Genomic DNA, 19,363 nt, shown 5'->3' with positions numbered 1-19,363 from the left:
ACTCGTCGAGCCGTAGACCTCTGCGCGCGCATCGATTCCGGCGCCGCGGGCAAGGGCGTGGTTTATTGACCGCTTACGACGTATTGCGAGCCGCGATCGGAGTGACAAGTCAAGCTGCCGTCGCGTTCGGGTTGACGGTCGTACAGCGCTTGCTCCAAAGCATCGAGCACGAAGTCCGTGCGCATTAACTGCTGACTCACCAACCCACGATGCGTCGGGCGAACACATCGATCACGAAGGCGACGTACGGCCAGCCCTGCCATGTCGACACGTACGTGAAATCCGAAACCCATAGCTGGTTCGGGCGCTGCGCTCGGAACTGCCGGTTGACCCGATCCACAGGGCATGGCGCCCTGGCATCGTTGATCGTGGTCTTCACCACCTTGCCGCGCATCACGCCTCGCAGCCCAGGCGCCGCATCAGCCGTTCGACTGTGCAGCGCGCCACCGCAGTGCCCTCGCGTGCCAGTTGCCTCCAGACCTTGCCGGCCCCATAGACCTGCATGTTGGCCTGCCAGACGCGCTGTATCGCCGGCATGAGGACATCGTCGCGGTGTGCTCTGGCGCAGCGCTTGTGCGGCTCACGCAGCAGCGCCGCGTGCCGCCGGTAGCCCGACGGGGCGATCTGCAAGACCTTGCAGATCGGCTCGCTCTCTACGCCCGGTACGCGTCAGGAAGGTCCCGCCGCGTGCGGCATGTGCATCTCAGTTCGGGCTGCTGAGGGTGCGCCGCCGGAGGTTTGCAGAAGAACACGGGTCGGCGCTGACACTGTTCGCGCTATCGATTCGCAAGCGAATTTCTGATCAACCACCGCCCTGAATGTGAAGCGAAGTCTGTGGTGCCGAAACTGGGAAGTATCCGTATTTCGCAACACCTTAGTCCGAAATATCCACAACACTAGTCAATCTACGGAGCTCGCGCTGAGAACGGGGACAGTTCATGCGGCGCGGCTTCGCGCGTTGGAATAGCCGGATACAAACGCCTTCTGCGCACCGATCAACGGATCGGGGATGTCCCCGATCGCGGGTGACACGGCAGTCACATCTCCAGGCGCTAGTCGCTCGGGCGTGCCCTCGGGCACCAAGCCCTTGGGCAGGCGTCGGTAGCGCTGTGACAGCGCCGATCCCCGCAGCACGCCGATCACGCCCCAGACCATGTGGTCGTGAATCGGTGTCTGTTGGCGGGGGCCCCACACGAAGCTCACGACACAGAAGCGCTGCTCGCGCCAAAGTTGCGACAAGTCGCACGCCGTTCCCCAGTAAGGATTAGGGTGCGCCCTAGTCCTGGGCTAGAAAGAATACCAGTAATATGTCAGTTGACTACTAGATGTATTAAGGAGACACCATGAGCACCGTATCCGGCGAGATTCCCCTCGTGGACCTGCCCACGACCGCGCCCGTCTCGGGACGGCGCGCCACCATCGGCCATCGCCTCGAACGCCTGCCCATGACGGGCTACCAGCGCCGCCTGTTCGCCATCATTGCCACCGCCTGGTTCTTCGACTCGATGGACCTGGGGATCATGACCTTCGTGCTCGGCTCGATCAAAGCAGAGTTCGGCCTCTCAGCGATGCAGACCGGCCTGCTGGCGAGCTCGAGCTTCCTGGGCATGTTCCTGGGCGCAGCCACTGCGGGCATGCTCGCCGACCGCTTCGGGCGCAAGCCGGTCTTCCAGCTCAGCATGATCTTCTGGGGGGTCGGCAGCCTCATGTGCGGCCTGTCGGACAGCGCCAATGAGCTGATGGCCTACCGCGTGCTGCTGGGGTTCGGCATGGGCATGGAGTTCCCGATCGGCCTCGCGATGGTGTCGGAGATCGTTCCCGCCAAGAGCCGGGGCCGGTACGTCGCCATCCTCGAGGGCTTCTGGCCATTGGGCTTCATTGCCGCGGGCATCACCGCCTACTTCCTGCTTCCCGTCATCGGATGGCGCGGCATCTTCATCGCGCTGGCGGTTCCGGCGGTGTTCGTGTTCGTCGTTCGGCGCAACATTCCGGAGTCGCCGCGCTGGCTCGAAGACGCCGGCCGGCTCGACGAGGCCGACAAGGTCATGACCGGCTTCGAAGGGCATGTGCTGCGGGCCTCGGGCATGAGCAAGCTGCCTGCCGTGGAAGTGAAGCCGGGCGAGACCGCCAGGCCGCCGATGGCTCGCAGTGCGGCCTTCAAGGAACTCTGGAAGGGCGTCTACGCGAAACGAACCCTGATGATCTGGGCGTTGTGGTTCTTCGCGCTCCTCGGCTACTACGGGCTGACGACGTGGCTCGGGGCGCTGCTCCAGCAGGCCGGCTACGCCGTCACGAAGTCGGTCCTCTACACGGTTTATATCTCGCTCGCGGGCATCCCGGGCTTCATCTTCGCCGCGTGGCTGCTCGAGAAATGGGGCCGCAAGCCGACCTGCATGCTGATGCTCGTCGGCAGTGCGGCCGCGGCCTTCATGTACGGGCAGGCCGCCGCGACCCAGGCGCCGGTGGCGCAGTTGATCACCGCCGGGCTGTTCATGCAGTTCTTCATGTTCGGCATGTGGTCGGTGCTCTATGCGTACACCCCCGAGCTGTACCCCACGCGTTCGCGTGCCACCGGTGCGGGCTTTGCGTCGTCGGTGGGGCGGATCGGCTCGCTCGTGGGCCCGTACGTCGTGGGCATCGTGCTGCCGTTCACCGGGCAAGCCGGCGTGTTCACGCTGGGCGCGGCCTGCTTCGTGGTGGCGGCCCTCATCGTGATGCTCTTCGGGATCGAGACCAAGGGCCAATCGCTCGAAGCGCTGTCGCATTGACCCAGGCCTTAGCGATCCGACATGACGGTCGCGCGCGTGTAGTTCTCGATGAAGTCGATGAGGCGGTCCAGCGCTTCTCCGGCGCCCTGCACGTCGGCCTTGGAGATGGCCACGGCCACGTCGCCATGCAGCTTGGCCATCTGGGGCATGTCGGGCGACTGCTTGTAGTGGAGATACCAGAACCTGCGCGAAAGGCCGTGAAGCATGCGCATCGCGCCTTCGGCGAACTCGTTGCGCGCCGCCGCAAGGCACAGCTCGTTGAAGTCGCGGTCGGCGCGAATGAACGCCACCGAATCGTTCTTCGTAGACGAACGCCTGAACTCTTCGGCCAACTGCTCGAAGCGCTGCCGTTCTTCCTTCGATGCCCGCTTCGCGGCACTGCGGCAAACCAGCCGCTCGATCTCGCGTCGCGTTTCAAGGAGCTTCAATTGCTTGCCCACATCGACTTCGGCCACCAACAGCCCGCGTTGCGGCAGCACGATCACCAGGTGCTCGCGGGCGAGCCGCTGGATGGCCTCCCGGATGGGCGTGCGTCCGATGCCGGTCATGTCTGCGAGGCCCTGCTCCGAAACGGCGGCGCCCGGGGGAATGACGAGCGTGACGATGGCCTCTTCGATGCGTTCGTAGGCGAGGTCGGTCAGGCGCGTCTTCGGCTCGGCGAAGTCCATCGGCTTGGGTGCCGCACGGGGAGGGGCCTTGCGCGTGCGGCTCGTCGTCTTGGTAACCATCTTCTTGACTTTCGAAACAGGCATCCATCGTACTGCCTCCGGTGGCGCATGGAATCCGTCTGACATATCAGGTGTTCACAATGGATGTTGTCTTCGTGGGCGACGGCCCGACCACTGTGCTCGCATTGCACGGCATACAGGGAACCCGCGACGCATGGCTTCCCGTCGCCGAGCGGCTCTCCGCCCGCTTCCGCTTCGTGCTGCCCAACCTGCGCGGGCGGGGTGTCGCGCGACGCTGCAGCGGTGCAGGGGCGCATGCCTTGCAGGCGTTTGCGTCCGACGTGCGGGAGGTGGCGCAAGCGCACCTGGCCGACGCGCCCTTCGCGTTGGCCGGCTGGAGCATGGGCGTTTCAGTCGCGCTCGAATATGTCGCGGAAGCGAAAGGGCCTCAGCCCGGGAAGCTGGCGCTTCTTTCAGGTACGCCCCAACTCTGCGCGGCCGATTGGTTCCGCGGCGAAGGCGAAGTGCTGCTGCGCGAGATCGCGGCGCGCGAGGCCCGGCTCGGGTTGCGGCATGCGGCGGACCATGACGCGGTCGCGTGGACCTGGCAAGCCATTCGCGCGTCGGACCAGCGGCCATTGCTGGGGCGGGTCAGGCAGCCGACGCTGGTGTTGCACGGCGTGCAGGACGAAGACTCTCCCTGGGACCACGCCGGCGCGCTTTCGTCGGCTCTGCCCGACGCGACGCTGGTGCCGATCGAAGGTGCCGGCCACGGCCTGCTGTCTTCGCACACGGCGCGCGTCGCCGACGAACTGCTCCGATTCCTCGATCCTTTGGACAACCCCGATGAGACCTGACGACCTGATCCACTTCTGCGCCCCGGCGCGCCTGATCCTCGGCTGCGGAGCGCGCGCGCAGTTGCCCCGCCTGGTGCAGAAGCTCGGCTGGAAGCATGGCGTGCTGGTCACCGACCGGTACTTTTCCGGATCGACGCCCTGGGTGCGCGAATACGTCGACGCGGCGCAGGCTCTGGGCGTCGAGACCGTGGTGTACGACGGCGGTGCACCCGACCCGACCACCGACCTGTGCGACACGGCCACCCGCGTGCTGCGGCAACAGTGCCCTGGCGGCACCTTCGACCACGTCATCGCGCTCGGAGGAGGGAGCAACATCGACCTGGCCAAAGCGCTGTGCCTCACGCTGCCGATGGGCCTTCCGGTCCGGGCGTTCGTGGGCGACATCGGAGCCTGCCGCCCATTGCCGATGATCGCGATGCCGACCACGGCCGGCACAGGTTCCGAGGCCACGCCGGGGGCGATTCTTCTCGACCCGGAGAACGCAACGAAGGTCGCGGTCATGGACAACGCGCTGCGTCCCCAGGTGGCTCTGATCGATCCGGAGTTCACCTACACCTGCCCGCCGCGTGTCACGGCCGATGCCGGCATCGACGCGTTCACGCACGCGATCGAATCGTTCCTCACCATGGACTCGAGCGCCTACGACCGCAGCGGCGATCCGGATCCGGGCTACAGCGGCCGGTCGGCGCTGACGATGATGTTCGCGCGGGAGTCGATGCGCCTTTGCATCGACTGCCTGGAGCGCGCGTTCAACGATGGTGCCGACCGGCAGGCGCGCATCGGCATGGCCCATGCCAGTGTCTATGCGGCGCTCTCCTATGGCAGCGCCGGCCTCAACGCCGTGCACGGCATCGCCTATGCCGTCGCGGGCAAGACGCACAGGAGCCATGGCACCACCAATGCCGTGATGCTGCCGTACGTGCTGGATGCGCTGGGCGACGTGCGAGGCGACGAGATGCTCGAGGTCGCCGGGCTCATGTCGCTGCAGGTGTCGACCGCGCGTGAAGCGAGCCTGGCCGTCCCGGTGGCAGTGCGCGATCTGATCGGTCGCCTCGGCATTCCTACCGATCTGGCCGCGATGGGCATCGGGGACGGCGATCTGAGCGGGCTGGTCGACGACGCGCTGGGCGTCGCGCGGCTTGCCAAGGCGTTTCCGGTGCCCGACGTCGCGGCGCGCTATCGCGCCATCGTGCGCAATGCCTTTGCCGGCTATCTCCGTGCCGAAGGTGCCGGCGGGCGCGACTTCTGACCCGGCGGCACGCAGCACCATTGACCGTCTGTACTCAACTGATATACTAGTCATACATCAGATATAGACAGGAGACTTTGCCATGATGACCGAGCGCCAACGGAAATTTCGCGAGCAGTACAAGGCCGAGATCAGCCCGCTGTACAACGGCCTGCTCCACATTGGCGTGATGTACGCCGTCGGCATTGCCGCCATCTGGTACTGCCTGAGCAGGATCCAGGGCGCGCAGTGGGAGTGGCTCATGGTCATTCCGGTGTTCCTGGCGGGCAACTTCGTCGAATGGTTCATGCACCGCTACGTGATGCACAAGCGCATCGACGTGTTCGCGCTAAGGGCCATCTACGAGCGCCACACCCGCCAACACCATCAGTACTTCACCGACCTGGAGCCGACCATCGACACGACGCGCGAGTTCCGCATCGTGTTCTTTCCGTGGCGCGTGCTCGCGACGCTGGGCGTCGGCGGGCTGACGCTGGGCTACCTCGCATCGCTCGTATTCAATCCGAACGTCGGCTACATCGTCTTTCTCACGATGGTGGCGCAGTACCTGGTGTACGAGACCTTCCACTACTGCTGCCATGTGCACGACAACTGGTTCGTGCGCAACATGCCGTTCATCAACACCATCCGCCGCCATCACACGGCCCACCACAACATGGGCATCATGATGAAATACAACATGAACCTCACGTTCCCCATTGCTGACTGGGTCATGGGCACCTCGGACCTGCGGCGTGGGCTGCTGGGCCACCTCTTCAATGGCTACAGCGAACGGCACGTCAAGGAAGAGCTCCGGCCGATCATCCAGAAGTTCCGCCACGACCACACGCGCGTGACCCTGGACGGTCCGCAACTGAGCGAGAGCGAAGAGCAGGCGATGGCGGGCCGCCAGGCCGCGCACGGCGCCGCAGCGCATTGATCGGCGCCGGGTATGTGGTGACCATCGGCTAGATGCGGTTCATCGTGCGCCGCAGCGTTGGCGTCTTCGTCTGCTACCGGCTCGCGCTCGGCGTGGCCGTGATTCTCTTGCTGCAATCAGGGCATCTGGCGCCTTGTTGACCAATGTGAGGGATACTCGCGCGGACCGATCCCCATCTCGCCGCCGGACCCCTCCGACGAGATCTCAACCCAAAGGGCCATGCGCCACGAGATCATCCAGCGCTTTCTCGCCGAGGAAACCGCGGTGGGCGCCCATCAACGCACCCTCCCCGATGCGATCGCGCGCGCCTTGCGCACACTGCTGGCCGAACTGCAGCCGCTGGTCGGCGTGCCGGGCGCGCGCGCCTTGTACGCGCGCAGCCTCCACCTGACGCACGCCTCGTGCGGATGGCCAGCGGAAATGGCAGCGGGGCCGCTCGGCGAACTGCCGGCCTTGTTGCACCGCGATCTTTCGGCGCGCACGGCGCCCGACGCGGGCCTGGCCGGCGAATCCTTGCTCCTCACCTTTGTCGATCTGCTGATTTCGCTGATCGGCGAGCCATTGACCTACCGCTTGTTGCATTCAGCCTGGGGCCATCCCGGTGCCGACGAGCCCCATCAGGAGAAAGCGCAATGAATGACAAGGTCGTCATCCGGCGATTGCCGACCGGCGTGCCGGGCCTCGATGCGCTGCTCGGCGGCGGGCTCGCGGAGTTCTCGTTCAACCTGATCGCGGGGGCACCTGGGTCGGGCAAGACGACGCTTGCCCACCAGATCATGTTCGCGCTCGCCAATCCGCAGCGCAAGGCCCTGTTCTTCACCGTGCTCGGCGAACCGGCGTTGAAGATGCTGCGCTACCAGCAGCAATACAGCTTCTTCGACACCGACAAGGTCAACGACTCGATCCGCTTCGTCAACCTGGCCGACGACGTGATGACCGGTAACTACGATCGCGTGCTGGCACGCATGATCGAGGAAGTCGAAGCCTTCGAACCCGGGCTGGTGCTCGTCGATTCGTTTCGCTCGGTGGTGCAGGCGGTGCATGGCGTGCGCCCCGGCGAGACCGATCTGCAGCAGTTCGTGCAGCGGCTCGGCATGCACCTCACGACATGGCAGGCCACCACCTTCCTGATCGGCGAGTACATGAATCTCGAAGGTGAGGCCAACCCGGTCTTCACGGTGGCCGACGGCATCCTGTGGATGGCGCAGAGCGTGCAGCGCAATTCGATGGTTCGCAAGATCCAGGTGATGAAGATGCGCGGGCAAGCGACCATCGCAGGCCTGCACACCTTTCGCATCGATGGCGATGGCATCCAGATTTTCCCGCGAACCCTCGGGCAGGCGCAGCCGGCCTCCAGGGACGACGGTGGCGAGGCGCAGGCGCCACGGCGTCTGTCGATCGGCGTGCCGGCCCTGGACGAGATGCTGTGCGGCGGCCTGCCTGCGGGCTATTCGCTGCTTGTCGCCGGTCCCTCCGGTTCGGGAAAGTCGCTGCTCGCGACGGCCTTCCTCGCGGCGGGCGCGCGCGCCGGCGAGAAGGGCGTGATCGCGGCTTTCGAGAAAAGCCCCAGCCAGTCGCTCAGGCTCCGGTTGGGTCAACTGGTTGCCAGCGGAAGCGTCGCGGTTATCGACACGCGTGCGCTCGACCTGTCCATCGACGAGACGCTGTACGCGCTGACCGAAACGATCCGGCGCACCGGTGCCACGCGGGTGGTCATCGATTCGCTCTCGGGCCTCGAGCTGGCGCTGGCGCCGACCTTTCGCGAGGACTTTCGCGAATCGCTGCATCGGATGGTGGCGGTGCTCACCGGCATGGGCGTGGCGGTGCTGATGATCTCCGAGCTCGAAGACCGCTACAACGACCTGCGCTTCAGCCCCTACGGCGCTGCGTTCCTGACCGACGCCATCATCGTGCAGCGCTATGTCGAACTGCGGGGTGAACTCAAGCGTGTCATGGCCGTCGTGAAGCTGCGAAACAGCGCCCACAGCCACGAGCTGCGCCTGTTCGAGATCGACGACAGCGGTATCGTGATTGGCGAACGCCGGCCCGAGATGGACGCATTGCTGACCGGCCATCCGCGGGTGGCGTCGGACGCGCCGCATTCCGCCACCGGCAGGTGACGGACATGGACCCCGACCACCGTGGCAAGCGCGACCGGGTTGTCACCGCGCGCGAATCCGCGGTCGGTATTCGCGAGGACGCCGCCGCGGTTCGCGAGCAGACACAGCGTGACGTCGCCGACGAACAGTCGCTGGCCGAAGTGCGCATGTCGGACGTTCGGGAGGCCAACACCCATCTGGTCATCGCCACACTCGCGGCCGAGGAACTGAACGAGGTCGCGCAGCAGACGAAACGGCGGCAGGACGAGTTCCTTGCGATGCTGGCCCATGAACTGCGCAACCCACTGGCGCCGATCCGCAGCGCTGGGGCGCTCCTGGCACGGCTGGACATCGACGACCCCCGGCTGAAACTCATCCAGGATGTCCTCCAGCGGCAGGTGGCGCACATGGCACGGTTGCTCGACGATCTGCTCGATGCGTCGCGCGTCACGAGCGGCAAGGTCAACCTGCAGCGCCAGCCGACGGCGGTCGGCGACTTCGTCGACCAGGCGGTCGAAACCTGCCGGGGCTTGATCGACCTGCAGCGCCAGCAGCTCACGGTCGACCTGCCGCCGGAGCCGGTCTATGTCGATGGCGATTCGCAGCGCCTCGCGCAGGCCGTCGGCAACCTGCTGCACAACGCGGCGAAGTACACCCCCGAAGGCGGCCGGATCGCGCTCAGCGTCCGGCCGGTCGGCGATACGGTGGCCATCACGGTGAGCGACGACGGTGCAGGCATCCCGGACGATGTGTTGCCCCATATCTTCGACCTGTTCAGGCAGGAGGACCGGTCGCTGAGCCGCAGCCAGGGAGGACTCGGCATCGGTCTGACGGTGGCGCGCGGCATGGTCGAACTGCATGGCGGCCGCATCGAGGTGCACAGCGACGGGCCTGGCCAAGGCTGCGAGTTCGTCATCACGCTTCCGCGTTTGCTCCGGCCCGTCGAGCCGGTGCACGTGCCGACGGTGGCGCCTGCGCTCGCGCCCGCGGGTGCGCGCATCCTGCTCGTCGACGACAACGTCGATGCCGGGCTGCTGCTCGCCATGCTGCTGCGCATGTCCGGGCACGAGGTCGAGGTCGCCCTCGAGGGGACGGGCGCGCTGGCGCTGTTCGCTCGGCTGCAGCCGAACATCGTGCTGTGCGACATCGGCCTGCCGGGCATGAACGGGTACGACGTGGCCGAGCGCATCCATGGCCTGCGCAATGGCAGGCCCGTGCTGATGGTCGCGCTGACCGGCTACGACGGGCCCGACCATCGTGCCCGCGCGCACGAGGTCGGGTTCGACCACCACGTGGTGAAGCCGATGGATTTCGAGGCGCTGCTGGCGCTTGTCGATGCGTGGGTGCTGGCAGGCGCCGATGCGTCGGCGGGCGGCGCGGGACCGGCGGCGTAGGCCGGCCCAATCCGCTTGCGCGTCGGCGGGGGCGTCCGCCGCACTCAATTGGCAGGGATCAGCGCGAAACGTCCGTCCTGGTTCAGTCGCGCCCAATACGCCGAGGCCTGCACGTCGTAGCCGACGACCGTGCCTGCGGCGCACGACGCATCCACATCGCCCGGCGCCGCGCCGAGGTAGGCGCTGCGATAGGCCGTCCTGCTCACGCACGCCGGGGTGGCCAGCGGTACCCACTTGCCCGATGCGTTGTCGTACCGGGCCAGCACCGTGTCGGCGGCCGAGCGGCCCTCGGGCACGGAGAACTCGAGCACGTAGCTGTCGCCGGCCTTGTCGTCGGTCAGCGCCCATCCGCCCTTGGCAAGCGCGGGCAGCACCACCGGGGCCTTGCCGGCCTCGGTGCTGTCGCCCATGCTGCCGGCAAGGCCGGTGTCGGTCTGGATGTTCTTCACACGGCCGTAGGCGTCGATGTAGGTGCCGTCCTGGCCGGCGATCCCGCTGACGACGAGCTCGTCGGACAGGGTGCCGGCAACGGCCGCCTTCCAGTTCAGCGCCACCAGCTTCTTCAGGTCGATGGTGGTGCCGCGCACCTCGACTTCCTCGTCGGGCGTGCCTTCGTTGACGACGCGTGCGCGCTGGCTGTTGTTCAGGTTGGGGCTGAAGCTCGCGTCGCGCACGAACATGTAGCGATACATCATCGACTCCATCTCGCGGTTGCTGGCGGCGAACGAGTAGCCCGGCGTGGCGCTCATGGTGCGCGTGCGCGTGTCGTGCCGGTTGAAGGTGTCGTTGCGGCCATCGAGCAGGCGGGCGCGGCTGCCGCCGGCGGAGACGCAGGCGCTGGTGCGGTACGAGGGGTCGTAGACGCTGTAGCGCTGCACGTGCGCCGGCACGCTCGAGGGGTACACCACCTTTTCGCAGCGGTCCTTGGTGCGCACGAACCGGTCCATCATCTGCCAGTCGGGCGCCGCCAGCTGCTGGGGTTCGTCGGTGTTGCGGAACACCGAGTGCGTCACGAAGTATGAGCGGTAGTCGATCGCAGGGCCGGTGATCTCGAAGATCGAAGCGTTGGCGTCGATGCTGCCGGTGGCCTCGTTGCGCACCTTCAGCATCAGCATGCTCTGGATGCGCTCGTGCTCGCCGAAGCGGCTTTCGTAGCCCTTGTAGGCCGCATTGCCCGAAACGATCTGCGTGAAGGCCAGGTCGTTGTCGTCGCGCACCACGCTGCGCGAGTAGTGGTGCTCGTGGCCCGAGACGTAGATCACGTCGTGCGCGGCGAAGAGTTGGCGGTACTTGTCGTAGACATCGCGGAACTTCACGTCGTTCACGATCGAGATGCTGCCGTCGACGATGTTCTCGCGCACGAGCCCGTAGCGGTTGCCCGCGAACGAGTTGTGGGTCTGCAGGATGATGTGGTCGACCTTCGGCCCGTGCTTGCCCACCATGGCCTCCACGAAGTCGTAGGAGCGCTCGAGCCAGCCGTACGATATGTTGATCAGCAGCACGTTCTCGCGCGCCACCACGTAGTTCTTGTTGCGCGAGCCCGGCATGTGCTCGGCATCGGCGGGAATGAACGACTCCACGGTGTCGTACCAGTCCTGGTCGATGCCCTTGGGCTCATGGTTGCCCATGATCGGCAGGATCGTCATCTTGCTGCGGTACTTCTCGGCCATGTCGCGCCAGAGCTTGTATTCGCTCGCCGTGCCGTTCTCGACCAGGTCGCCCACGGCCAGCACGACGTTGACGCCGGACTTCTCGTACAGGTCGAGGATGGCCTTCATCGGATGCAACGCGACGCCCGAATCGCTACCCTGGGTGTCGGGAAGGATGCCGATGCGCAAGGTGGTGGCAACCGGCGTGGCCGGCGGCGCTGGCGTGTCGGGGGAGGTGGTGGGCGGCGCCGTGGGGGCGGTGCCCGGCGGCACGATGGGAAACGCGATCCCGCCACCGCCGCTGCCCCCGCCGCAGGCGGCCAGGGCCAACAACGCCGCCAGCGACAACGCGCCCGCACTCTTCTTCGATCCACGCATACCGTTGCTCCAAGTGAAAGAAGCGCGACGCTATCGGGGCCGTGTGTCAGGAAAGTGAATCAGAAGGTACTAACCCTATTGCGCGCATCCGGCAGTCGGGCGATGGTCGCTTTCGGTCCTCCCGGCCGCCGCGCCCGGGAAAATACCGTGCGCATTGAGTAGATTTGTTGACACTATTGGTTATCCCGCATAACAAAGGAGTTCCGATGTCCCGCCACCCATCCCGCCACCTCCGCGGCGTCGCCGCCATCGTGGTGATCGTCGCAGCGTCAGGCGCCAGCGCACAGGACAAGCCGGTCGAACTCAAGTTCGCGCACTGGCTGCCGCCGTCGCACTCGCTCGCGAAGACCGGCTTCGAGCCGTGGGCCAAGTCGGTGGAGGCGGCCTCCAAGGGCAGCATCAAGGTGGCGATGTTCCCGGCCCAGCAGCTGGGCAAGGCCGCCGACCACTACGACATGGCGCGCGACGGTATCGCCGACGTGACCTGGGCCAACCCGGGCTACCAGGCCGGCCGTTTCCCGGTGTTCGCCGCTGGCGAACTGCCGTTCCTGGTGGGCAAGCCCGGCCCGGGGTCGGCAGCGCTCGACGCGTGGTACCGCAAGTACGCGGCCGCCGAGATGAAGGACGTGAAGTTCTGCTTTGCGCACCTGCACGTGGGCACCATGCATGCCAAGAAGCCGATTAGCGAGCCGAGCCAGCTCAGCGGCATGAAGATCCGCTCGTCGAATGGCACCAACGCCACCTTCATGTCGGCGCTGGGCGCCACCAACGTGCAGGTGTCGGCCCCAGAGGCGCGCGACGCGCTCGAGAAGGGCGTGGCCGACGCGCTGGCCTTCCCGTGGGATTCGGTCATCAGCTTCGGCATCGACAAGGCCGTGAAGTACCACTCCGACATGCGGCTGTACGCGTCCGACTTCGCCTGGGTCATGAACAAGGGCTGGTACGACAGGCTCTCGGCCACGCAGAAGAAGGTGATGGACGACCACTGCAGCAACGAATGGGCCGCCAAGGTGGGGGCCGCCTGGGGCGACTTCGAGGATTCGGGCAAGGCCAAGCTCGAGAAGGCCGCCGGCCACACGATCGTCGCAGTCTCGCCCGCGCAGCTCGACATGTGGCGCAAGGCCGCCGAGCCGGTCTACACGCAGTGGCAGGCCGCGGTCGACAAGTCGGGCGTGAACGGCAAGCAGGCGCTGGAAGAACTCCGCAAGGAAATCGCAGCGCGCAACGCCAACTGACGCGATGAAGCGCATCCTGTCGGCCACCGAAGCGGTGGCCGCTTTCTTCCTGCTCGCCATCGCTTTGCTCACGGCCAGCAACGTGCTGCTGCGCGACCTGTTCGCAGTCCAGATTCCCGACTGGTACGACGGCTCGCGCATGCTGCAGGGCATTGCGCTGTTCTGGGGCATTGCCCTGGCCACCTTCTATGGCAGCCACATCTGCGTCGACCTGCTCTGGGAGCACCTGAAGGTGCCTGGGCGCCGCTGGCTCGACATCGTCGCCACGCTCGTCGTGCTGGCGTTCCTGGTGCCGCTCGCGTGGATGGCGTGGGTCAAGGTCGCGGGAACCGGTACGCAAGGCACGATGGACCTGCGCATGCCGCTGTGGATGTTCTACGCGGTCGCTTCGCTCGGGGCCACGGTCGCGGCGCTGCTGGGCGTGGTGCGCGTCGTCTACCTGTGGCGCGGGCGCGAGGCCGAACTCCAGCCGGCGCCCATCGCGGGCGTGCAAGACATGGAAGAGGCCGCCGACCGTGGACCGTGACCTCGTCGCCCTGCTGGGCTTCATCGGCATGTTCGTGCTGATGGCGGTGCGCGTGCCGATCGGCATCGCGATGGGCATTGCGGGCGTGTGCGGCTTCGCGGCGCTGACCAGCTGGAATGCGGGCCTGAACCTGCTGGCCAACGTGCCGCTGTCGGTGGTGACCGACTACAACCTCAGCGTCATCCCGATGTTCATCCTGATGGGCGCGTTCGCATCGCGCTCGGGCATGAGCCGCGAGCTGTTCCAGGCCGGCCGCGCGTGGCTCGGCCACCTGCGCGGCGGTGTCGCGATGGCCTCGGTCGCCGCGTGCGCGGGGTTCGCGGCCATCAACGGATCGTCGGTGGCCACCGCGGCCACGATGTCGCAGGTGGCGCTGCCCGAGATGCGCCGCGCCGGCTACCACCCGGGACTGTCCGCAGGGCTCATCGCGGCCGGCGGCACGCTGGGCATCATGATCCCGCCGTCGGTGATCTTCGTGCTCTACGGGATCATGACCGAGACCGACATCAAGAAGCTGTTCGCGGCCGGCGTCCTGCCGGGCCTGATGGCCGTGGCCTTCTACTTCCTGGTGGTTCAGATCATCGCGCGCGTGCGGCCCGACGCGATGCCGCGCGGCGAGGCGCACACATGGGGCGAGCGCTTCGGTTCGCTGCGCAGCCTCTGGGCCGTGGTGCTGCTGTTCGTGTTCGTGCTGGGCGGCATCTACGGCGGCCTGTTCACAGTGGAAGAGGGCGCGGGCGTCGGCGCGGTCGGCACGCTCGTGATCGGCGTGCTGCGCCGCCGGCTCGGCCCGGGCGAGATCAAGGCGGCGCTGATCGACACGCTGCGCGTCTCGTCGGCCATCCTCACGATCGTGATCGGTGCGTTCCTGTTCGGCTACTTCCTCACCATCACGCAGTTCACGCAGAAGGCCGTGGAGTTCCTGGTGACTCTGCCCGTGGGTGCCTACGGCGTGCTGGCGCTGGTGATGGTCGGCTACCTCATTCTTGGCGCGGTGATGGACGAACTGGCAATGATCCTGCTGACCGTGCCGATCGTCTTCCCGGCCATGATGCAGCTCGGCTTCGACCCGGTGTGGTTCGGCGTCATCGTGGTGATGGCGGTCACCTTCGGCATGATCTGTCCGCCGGTGGGGATCAATGTCTTCGTGATCAACTCGATTGCGCGCGACATCACGCTGGGGCGCATCTACCGGGGCACCATGCCGTTCATCGGGGTCGACATCGTGCGCCTGGTGATCCTTTGCGCCTTTCCCGCCATTTCGCTGTGGTTGCCGGGCTTGCTTGAATAGGGAAAGACCCGGACGCCGATGCCCGGAACTGAGGGGCCTTGCGCCCCTTGTTCGCCGAATGCAGCGGCCCGGCGCCCCGGGAAAATCGGACATTCGTTCGCTTTTTCCCAGGATTCCATGCGACACCTCAAGATCGGCACCCGTCTCGGGGCAGGCTTCACCTTGCTGCTGCTTCTGCTGCTCGCCATCGGCGCCATCGGCCTGCAGCAGATGGCCAGGCTCTCGGACCAGATCCGGGTGGTCAACGAGGTGGCGGGCGGCAAGCTCTACGCTCTCAATCGGGTGCGCTTTGCGATCGGCACGCGCGCCATCGCAGCGCGCAACCTCGCACTGGTGACCGATGCGCCGCTGCAGAAGAAGGACCTCGACCTCGTGCGCACCTCGCAGGCCGAGATCGACCAGGGCATGGCATCGCTGGCCACTTTGTTGAAGCAGGCCGGTGCGGGCGCCGAGGAGGAGCGGCGCCTGCTCGATCAGCTGCAGGCGCTCGAGACGCGCTATCTGGTGATCGCGGGCAAGGTGGTGTCGCTCGCGACCGGCGGCCGCACCGACGAGGCCGTGCGCGCGCTGACGCAGGAATGCATGCCGCTGCTGACCCAGGTGATCGCCCACGTCGGCACGTTCGAGCAGGCACTCAAGCAAGGCGCCGACCGCACCGCGGCCGACGCGGCCGAGGCCTACCGCGCCGCACGCGGGTGGATGCTGCTGCTTTGCGGCTTCTCGCTCGCGCTGGGCATCGCCGCCGCTCTCTGGCTCACCCGTTCGATCACGCGTCCGCTCAACGACGCGGTGCGAGTGGCGCAGGCGGTGGCCGGCGGCAACCTCGCCACCGTCGTGCAGCCGTCTGGGCGCGACGAGACCGGGCTGCTGATGCAGGCGCTGCACGAGATGAACACCAGCCTCGCGCGCCTCGTCGGCGAGGTGCACCGCGGCACCGCGGGCATCGGCGAAGCCTCCGCCCAGATCACGGCCGGCAACCGCGACCTCTCGTCGCGCACCGAGGAACAGGCCAGTTCGCTCGAGCAGACGGCGGCCTCGATGGAAGAGCTCACCTCCACCGTCAAGCAGAACGCCGAGAACGCGCGCCAGGCCAACCAGCTCGCGGTCTCCGCGTCGTCGGTGGCGGCCCAGGGCGGAACGATCGTCGGCGAAGTGATCGACACCATGGCGGCGATCAACGGCTCGTCGAGAAAGATCGTCGACATCATCGGCGTGATCGACGGCATCGCGTTCCAGACCAACATTCTCGCGCTCAACGCGGCGGTCGAGGCGGCGCGCGCCGGCGAGCAAGGCCGCGGCTTCGCGGTGGTGGCCTCGGAGGTGCGCAGCCTGGCGCAGCGTTCGGCCGCGGCGGCCAAGGAGATCAAGGACCTGATCGGCGACTCGGTCGGCCGCGTCGAGGCGGGCAGCGCGCTGGTCGACCAGGCCGGTCGCACCATGCGGGAGATCGTCGCCAGCGTGCAGCGCGTGACCGAGATCATGGGCCAGATCACCGTCGCCAGCCGGGAGCAGACCGACGGCATCGAGCAGGTGAACCAGGCGATCGCGCAGATCGACCAGGTCACGCAGCAGAACGCCGCGCTGGTGCAGCAGGCGGGCGCGGCGGCCGGCTCGCTGCAGGCGCAGGCCGGCAGCCTCTCGCAGGCGGTGAGCGCCTTCAGGCTCTGAGCCGGGCTTCCCGCGTCAGAGCCCGCCCGTCGCGCGGATCACCGTCGCCGTCACGTACGAGGCGGCCGGCGTCATGGCCCACACGATCGCTTCCGCGATCTCCTCGGGCTCGGCGAGCCGGCCGAGCGGGATCTTCGGTGCGATGCGTGCGGGCCGGCCGGGCTCGCCTGCCTTGGCATGGATCTCGGTCAGCGTCGATCCCGGCGCGACAGCGCACACGCGGATGCCGCGCGCCGCCACTTCGCGGCCGAGGCCGATGGTGAAGCTCTCGACCGCGGCCTTGCTTGCGGCGTAGTGCACGTACTCGCCCGGGCTGCCGGTGGTGGAGGCCACCGAGGACACGTTCACGATAACCTCGAGCGCGCCATTCCGGCCGTGCCGCACCAGCGCCTCGCGCGCGCAGAGAAAGGTGCCGAGCACGTTGATATCGAGGATGCGCCGCAGGTTGTCGGTGGCCACGTCCTCGAAGCGGCCGATCGGACCGGTGATGCCCGCGTTGTTGACCAGGGCGGCGACCGGCCCGAGCTCGGCCTCGGTCCGGTCGAACAGCGCGCGCACCTCCGACTCGCTCGCGACATCGCCGCGCAGGGCGGCCGCGCGGCCGCCCGCGTTGCGGATGCGATCGACCACCGACTCGGCGGCTGCCGTGTCCGAGGCGTAGTTGACCGCCACCGCATAGCCGGCCCGGGCCGCCCCGAGCGCGGTCGCGGCCCCGATGCCGCGGCTCGCGCCCGTGATGAGCACCACCTTCCGGCTCTCGTTTTCGCTCGTCGTCATTCAAACCCTCCTCGATGCCTCGCGCGGCGCGGGTGCGCCGCACACGCTTTGTAGCATCCGTGCGCGCGGCACGAGGAGGGGTCTTCACCGGCAGTGCAGCGCGCTCAGCCGGCCATGCTTCGGCACGCGGCCGCGCAGTCGCGGCAGGCCTTGGCGCAGGCCTGGCAATGGTCGTGCGTGTGTTTCGCGCATTCCTCGGCGCAGGCATCGCAGACGCTGGCGCACAGCGCGCAGATGGCCTTGGCATGTTCGCTGCCGCGCGCCATGGCAGCGGCGGCAAAGTGGCAGGCGGCGGTGCAGTCGATGTCGAGCGCGATGCAGCGCGCCATCATCTTCACGTCGTCTTCCTTCAGGCAGGCGGCGGCGCAGTGGTTGCACGCGGTGGCGCAATCGTTGCACGCCTCGATGCAGGCGGCATAGGTGCTGTCATGCGGCATGGCGTTCTCCTTCAAATCCAACATGCTCGCGCGACAGCGGTGCACCCGTGTAGGAGCGTGGCGTATTGGTCCGTGCGATGCGCTTGGCATGCAGGCGCACCGCATCTGCTCATCAGTAGGCGCAGTAGGGGCGCTGTCCGACGGACCGCGTCGGCCTGTGCTTGCGCGGCGCCTGTGCGCGCTGCAGATGCTTGGCTTCCTCTGTCGACCTTTTTCGGCTGCACACAAGCAAGGAGCAAGCGATGCTGGCAATGAACTACCGCGGTCCCTACCGGATCCGCACGGTGCACAAGCAGGAGCCCGAGATCGAGCATCCCGGCGATGCGATCGTGCGGGTCACGCGTTCGTGCATCTGCGGATCGGACCTGCACCTTTACCACGGCCTGGTGCCCGACACGCGCATCGGCTCGACCTTCGGGCACGAGTTCACGGGGGTGGTCGAAGCGGTCGGGCCGGCGGTGCAGCACCTGAAGCCCGGCGACCACGTGCTCGTGCCCTTCAACATCTTCTGCGGCAGCTGCTACTTCTGCCAGAAGGAGCTCTACAGCAACTGCCATTCGACCAATCCCGAAGCCACCGCGGTGGGTGGCATCTTCGGCTATTCGCACACGGCCGGCGGCTACGACGGCGGCCAGGCCGAATACGTGCGCGTGCCGATGGCCGACGTGGGCCCCACGATCATTCCGCCCGACATGCACGTCGACGACGCCGTGCTGCTGACCGACGCGCTCCCCACCGGCTACCAGGCCGCGGAGATGGGCGGCATCGACGAGGGCGACACGGTGGTGATCTTCGGCGCCGGACCGATCGGCATCTTCGCAGCCAAGTCGGCATGGCTGATGGGCGCGGGACGCGTGATCGTGGTCGACCATCTCGAATACCGGCTCGACTTCGTGCGCGACTACGCGCAATGCGAAACCATCGACTTCAAGCAGGTCGGCGACATGGCGATCCACATCAAGAAGATGACCGACGGCCTCGGCGCCGACGTGTGCATCGACTGCGTGGGCTGCGAGGCCGCCGGCAACTTCGCGCAGACGCTGCTGGGCGTCAAGCTCAAGCTGCAGGGCGGCGCGGCCACGGTGCTTCACTGGTGCATCAACTCGGTACGCAAGGGCGGAACCGTCTCGATCGTGGGCGTCTATGGCCCCACCTTCAACGCGGTGCCGATCGGCAATGCCATCAACAAGGGCCTCACGCTGCGCATGAACCAGGCCAGCGTGAAGCGGCACCTGCCGCGGCTCATCGAGCACATCCAGGCCGGGCGCATCGAGCCGCGGCGCGTGATCACGCACCACATCGACCTCGAGGACGTGGCCGACGCCTACCACCTGTTCTCGAGCAAGCTCGACAACTGCATCAAGACCGTGCTGGTGCCGCCCGGCGCCGCACGCGACGGCGGCGCCACGTTGGCCACCGCGGCAGCACTTTGACACCAGGGAGCCGCC

Annotated in this window: 17 protein-coding genes and 1 pseudogene; 12 read left to right on the top strand and 6 right to left on the bottom strand. The window is 67.0% G+C overall.

Features of this window, described 5'->3' with window-relative positions; translation table 11 throughout:
- Positions 1–77: 77 nt before the first annotated feature.
- A pseudogene (locus tag AC3A6J_RS22940) lies at positions 78–648 on the bottom strand (IS3 family transposase); the annotation flags it as partial.
- Between the two features lie 288 nt (positions 649–936).
- Positions 937–1,155 (bottom strand): hypothetical protein, encoded by a 219-nt coding sequence (locus AC3A6J_RS22935; protein ID WP_487862302.1) that lies wholly within the window; start codon positions 1,153–1,155, stop codon positions 937–939.
- A 290-nt stretch (positions 1,156–1,445) separates the two neighbouring features.
- Between AC3A6J_RS22935 and AC3A6J_RS22930 the strand changes: the two genes are divergently transcribed.
- Positions 1,446–2,768 (top strand): MFS transporter, encoded by a 1,323-nt coding sequence (locus AC3A6J_RS22930; RefSeq protein WP_487862309.1) that lies wholly within the window; start codon positions 1,446–1,448, stop codon positions 2,766–2,768.
- A gap of 8 nt (positions 2,769–2,776) precedes the next feature.
- Here AC3A6J_RS22930 and AC3A6J_RS22925 read toward each other — a convergent pair whose 3' ends face one another.
- A complete protein-coding gene (locus AC3A6J_RS22925) occupies positions 2,777–3,496 on the bottom strand; it encodes a GntR family transcriptional regulator (RefSeq protein ID WP_487862301.1) in 720 nt (239 codons plus the stop codon).
- Between the two features lie 80 nt (positions 3,497–3,576).
- Here AC3A6J_RS22925 and AC3A6J_RS22920 point away from each other — a divergent pair, with 80 nt between their 5' ends.
- From AC3A6J_RS22920 to AC3A6J_RS22895, 6 genes are all read left to right on the top strand, one after another.
- Positions 3,577–4,293: an alpha/beta fold hydrolase gene (locus tag AC3A6J_RS22920; RefSeq protein ID WP_487862300.1), complete on the top strand. Its 717-nt coding sequence runs from the start codon at positions 3,577–3,579 to the stop codon at positions 4,291–4,293.
- Positions 4,283–5,542, top strand: a complete 1,260-nt coding sequence (locus tag AC3A6J_RS22915) for an iron-containing alcohol dehydrogenase (protein ID WP_487862299.1) — start codon at positions 4,283–4,285, stop codon at positions 5,540–5,542. The genes AC3A6J_RS22920 and AC3A6J_RS22915 overlap by 11 nt, the downstream gene beginning before the upstream one ends.
- A gap of 82 nt (positions 5,543–5,624) precedes the next feature.
- Positions 5,625–6,461, top strand: a complete 837-nt coding sequence (locus tag AC3A6J_RS22910) for a sterol desaturase family protein (protein ID WP_487862298.1) — start codon at positions 5,625–5,627, stop codon at positions 6,459–6,461.
- A gap of 219 nt (positions 6,462–6,680) precedes the next feature.
- A complete protein-coding gene (locus AC3A6J_RS22905; RefSeq protein WP_487862297.1) occupies positions 6,681–7,097 on the top strand; it encodes a hypothetical protein in 417 nt (138 codons plus the stop codon).
- The gene (locus AC3A6J_RS22900) at positions 7,094–8,581 is read left to right on the top strand and encodes an ATPase domain-containing protein (protein WP_487862296.1); all 1,488 of its coding nucleotides are present in this window, start codon (positions 7,094–7,096) and stop codon (positions 8,579–8,581) included. Before AC3A6J_RS22905 ends, AC3A6J_RS22900 begins: the two co-directional genes overlap by 4 nt.
- 5 nt (positions 8,582–8,586) lie before the next feature.
- Positions 8,587–9,954 carry a hybrid sensor histidine kinase/response regulator gene (locus AC3A6J_RS22895; RefSeq protein ID WP_487862295.1) on the top strand — a complete coding sequence of 456 codons (1,368 nt, stop codon included), beginning with the start codon at positions 8,587–8,589 and terminating at the stop codon, positions 9,952–9,954.
- A 44-nt stretch (positions 9,955–9,998) separates the two neighbouring features.
- Here AC3A6J_RS22895 and AC3A6J_RS22890 read toward each other — a convergent pair whose 3' ends face one another.
- On the bottom strand, positions 9,999–11,981 hold the full coding sequence (locus AC3A6J_RS22890; RefSeq protein ID WP_487862294.1) for a metallophosphoesterase family protein: 1,983 nt from the start codon (positions 11,979–11,981) through the stop codon (positions 9,999–10,001).
- 206 nt (positions 11,982–12,187) lie between these two features.
- Here AC3A6J_RS22890 and AC3A6J_RS22885 point away from each other — a divergent pair, with 206 nt between their 5' ends.
- From AC3A6J_RS22885 to AC3A6J_RS22870, 4 genes are all read left to right on the top strand, one after another.
- Positions 12,188–13,216, top strand: coding sequence for a TRAP transporter substrate-binding protein (locus tag AC3A6J_RS22885; protein WP_487862293.1), 1,029 nt, complete (start codon positions 12,188–12,190; stop codon positions 13,214–13,216).
- 4 nt (positions 13,217–13,220) lie between these two features.
- On the top strand, positions 13,221–13,742 hold the full coding sequence (locus tag AC3A6J_RS22880; RefSeq protein ID WP_487862292.1) for a TRAP transporter small permease: 522 nt from the start codon (positions 13,221–13,223) through the stop codon (positions 13,740–13,742).
- On the top strand, positions 13,732–15,033 hold the full coding sequence (locus AC3A6J_RS22875; RefSeq protein WP_487862291.1) for a TRAP transporter large permease: 1,302 nt from the start codon (positions 13,732–13,734) through the stop codon (positions 15,031–15,033). The genes AC3A6J_RS22880 and AC3A6J_RS22875 overlap by 11 nt, the downstream gene beginning before the upstream one ends.
- 117 nt (positions 15,034–15,150) lie before the next feature.
- Entirely contained in the window at positions 15,151–16,701 is a 1,551-nt protein-coding gene (locus AC3A6J_RS22870) for a methyl-accepting chemotaxis protein (RefSeq protein ID WP_487862290.1), read from the top strand.
- Between the two features lie 15 nt (positions 16,702–16,716).
- Here the strand turns inward: AC3A6J_RS22870 and AC3A6J_RS22865 are convergent, their stop codons facing one another.
- Together AC3A6J_RS22865 and AC3A6J_RS22860 are read right to left on the bottom strand one after the other, a co-directional pair.
- The gene (locus AC3A6J_RS22865) at positions 16,717–17,478 is read right to left on the bottom strand and encodes an SDR family oxidoreductase (protein WP_487862289.1); all 762 of its coding nucleotides are present in this window, start codon (positions 17,476–17,478) and stop codon (positions 16,717–16,719) included.
- A gap of 104 nt (positions 17,479–17,582) precedes the next feature.
- Positions 17,583–17,915: a four-helix bundle copper-binding protein gene (locus tag AC3A6J_RS22860; protein WP_487862288.1), complete on the bottom strand. Its 333-nt coding sequence runs from the start codon at positions 17,913–17,915 to the stop codon at positions 17,583–17,585.
- A 242-nt stretch (positions 17,916–18,157) separates the two neighbouring features.
- Here AC3A6J_RS22860 and AC3A6J_RS22855 point away from each other — a divergent pair, with 242 nt between their 5' ends.
- Entirely contained in the window at positions 18,158–19,348 is a 1,191-nt protein-coding gene (locus AC3A6J_RS22855; RefSeq protein WP_487862287.1) for a zinc-dependent alcohol dehydrogenase, read from the top strand.
- Positions 19,349–19,363: the final 15 nt, after the last annotated feature.

Source organism: Variovorax sp. Soil_C_39, assembly GCF_057656815.1.
The sequence above is the reverse complement of the archived record's forward strand: the minus strand, read 5'-3'. Positions and strand labels throughout refer to the sequence as shown.

Coding starts and splice junctions, on each gene's coding strand:
- AC3A6J_RS22935 (WP_487862302.1), bottom strand. CDS start 1,155: ATGGTCTGGGGCGTGATCGGCGTGCTGCGGGGATCGGCGCTGTCACAG.
- AC3A6J_RS22930 (WP_487862309.1), top strand. CDS start 1,446: ATGACGGGCTACCAGCGCCGCCTGTTCGCCATCATTGCCACCGCCTGG.
- AC3A6J_RS22925 (WP_487862301.1), bottom strand. CDS start 3,496: ATGGTTACCAAGACGACGAGCCGCACGCGCAAGGCCCCTCCCCGTGCG.
- AC3A6J_RS22920 (WP_487862300.1), top strand. CDS start 3,577: ATGGATGTTGTCTTCGTGGGCGACGGCCCGACCACTGTGCTCGCATTG.
- AC3A6J_RS22915 (WP_487862299.1), top strand. CDS start 4,283: ATGAGACCTGACGACCTGATCCACTTCTGCGCCCCGGCGCGCCTGATC.
- AC3A6J_RS22910 (WP_487862298.1), top strand. CDS start 5,625: ATGATGACCGAGCGCCAACGGAAATTTCGCGAGCAGTACAAGGCCGAG.
- AC3A6J_RS22905 (WP_487862297.1), top strand. CDS start 6,681: ATGCGCCACGAGATCATCCAGCGCTTTCTCGCCGAGGAAACCGCGGTG.
- AC3A6J_RS22900 (WP_487862296.1), top strand. CDS start 7,094: ATGAATGACAAGGTCGTCATCCGGCGATTGCCGACCGGCGTGCCGGGC.
- AC3A6J_RS22895 (WP_487862295.1), top strand. CDS start 8,587: ATGGACCCCGACCACCGTGGCAAGCGCGACCGGGTTGTCACCGCGCGC.
- AC3A6J_RS22890 (WP_487862294.1), bottom strand. CDS start 11,981: ATGCGTGGATCGAAGAAGAGTGCGGGCGCGTTGTCGCTGGCGGCGTTG.
- AC3A6J_RS22885 (WP_487862293.1), top strand. CDS start 12,188: ATGTCCCGCCACCCATCCCGCCACCTCCGCGGCGTCGCCGCCATCGTG.
- AC3A6J_RS22880 (WP_487862292.1), top strand. CDS start 13,221: ATGAAGCGCATCCTGTCGGCCACCGAAGCGGTGGCCGCTTTCTTCCTG.
- AC3A6J_RS22870 (WP_487862290.1), top strand. CDS start 15,151: ATGCGACACCTCAAGATCGGCACCCGTCTCGGGGCAGGCTTCACCTTG.
- AC3A6J_RS22865 (WP_487862289.1), bottom strand. CDS start 17,478: ATGACGACGAGCGAAAACGAGAGCCGGAAGGTGGTGCTCATCACGGGC.
- AC3A6J_RS22860 (WP_487862288.1), bottom strand. CDS start 17,915: ATGCCGCATGACAGCACCTATGCCGCCTGCATCGAGGCGTGCAACGAT.
- AC3A6J_RS22855 (WP_487862287.1), top strand. CDS start 18,158: ATGCTGGCAATGAACTACCGCGGTCCCTACCGGATCCGCACGGTGCAC.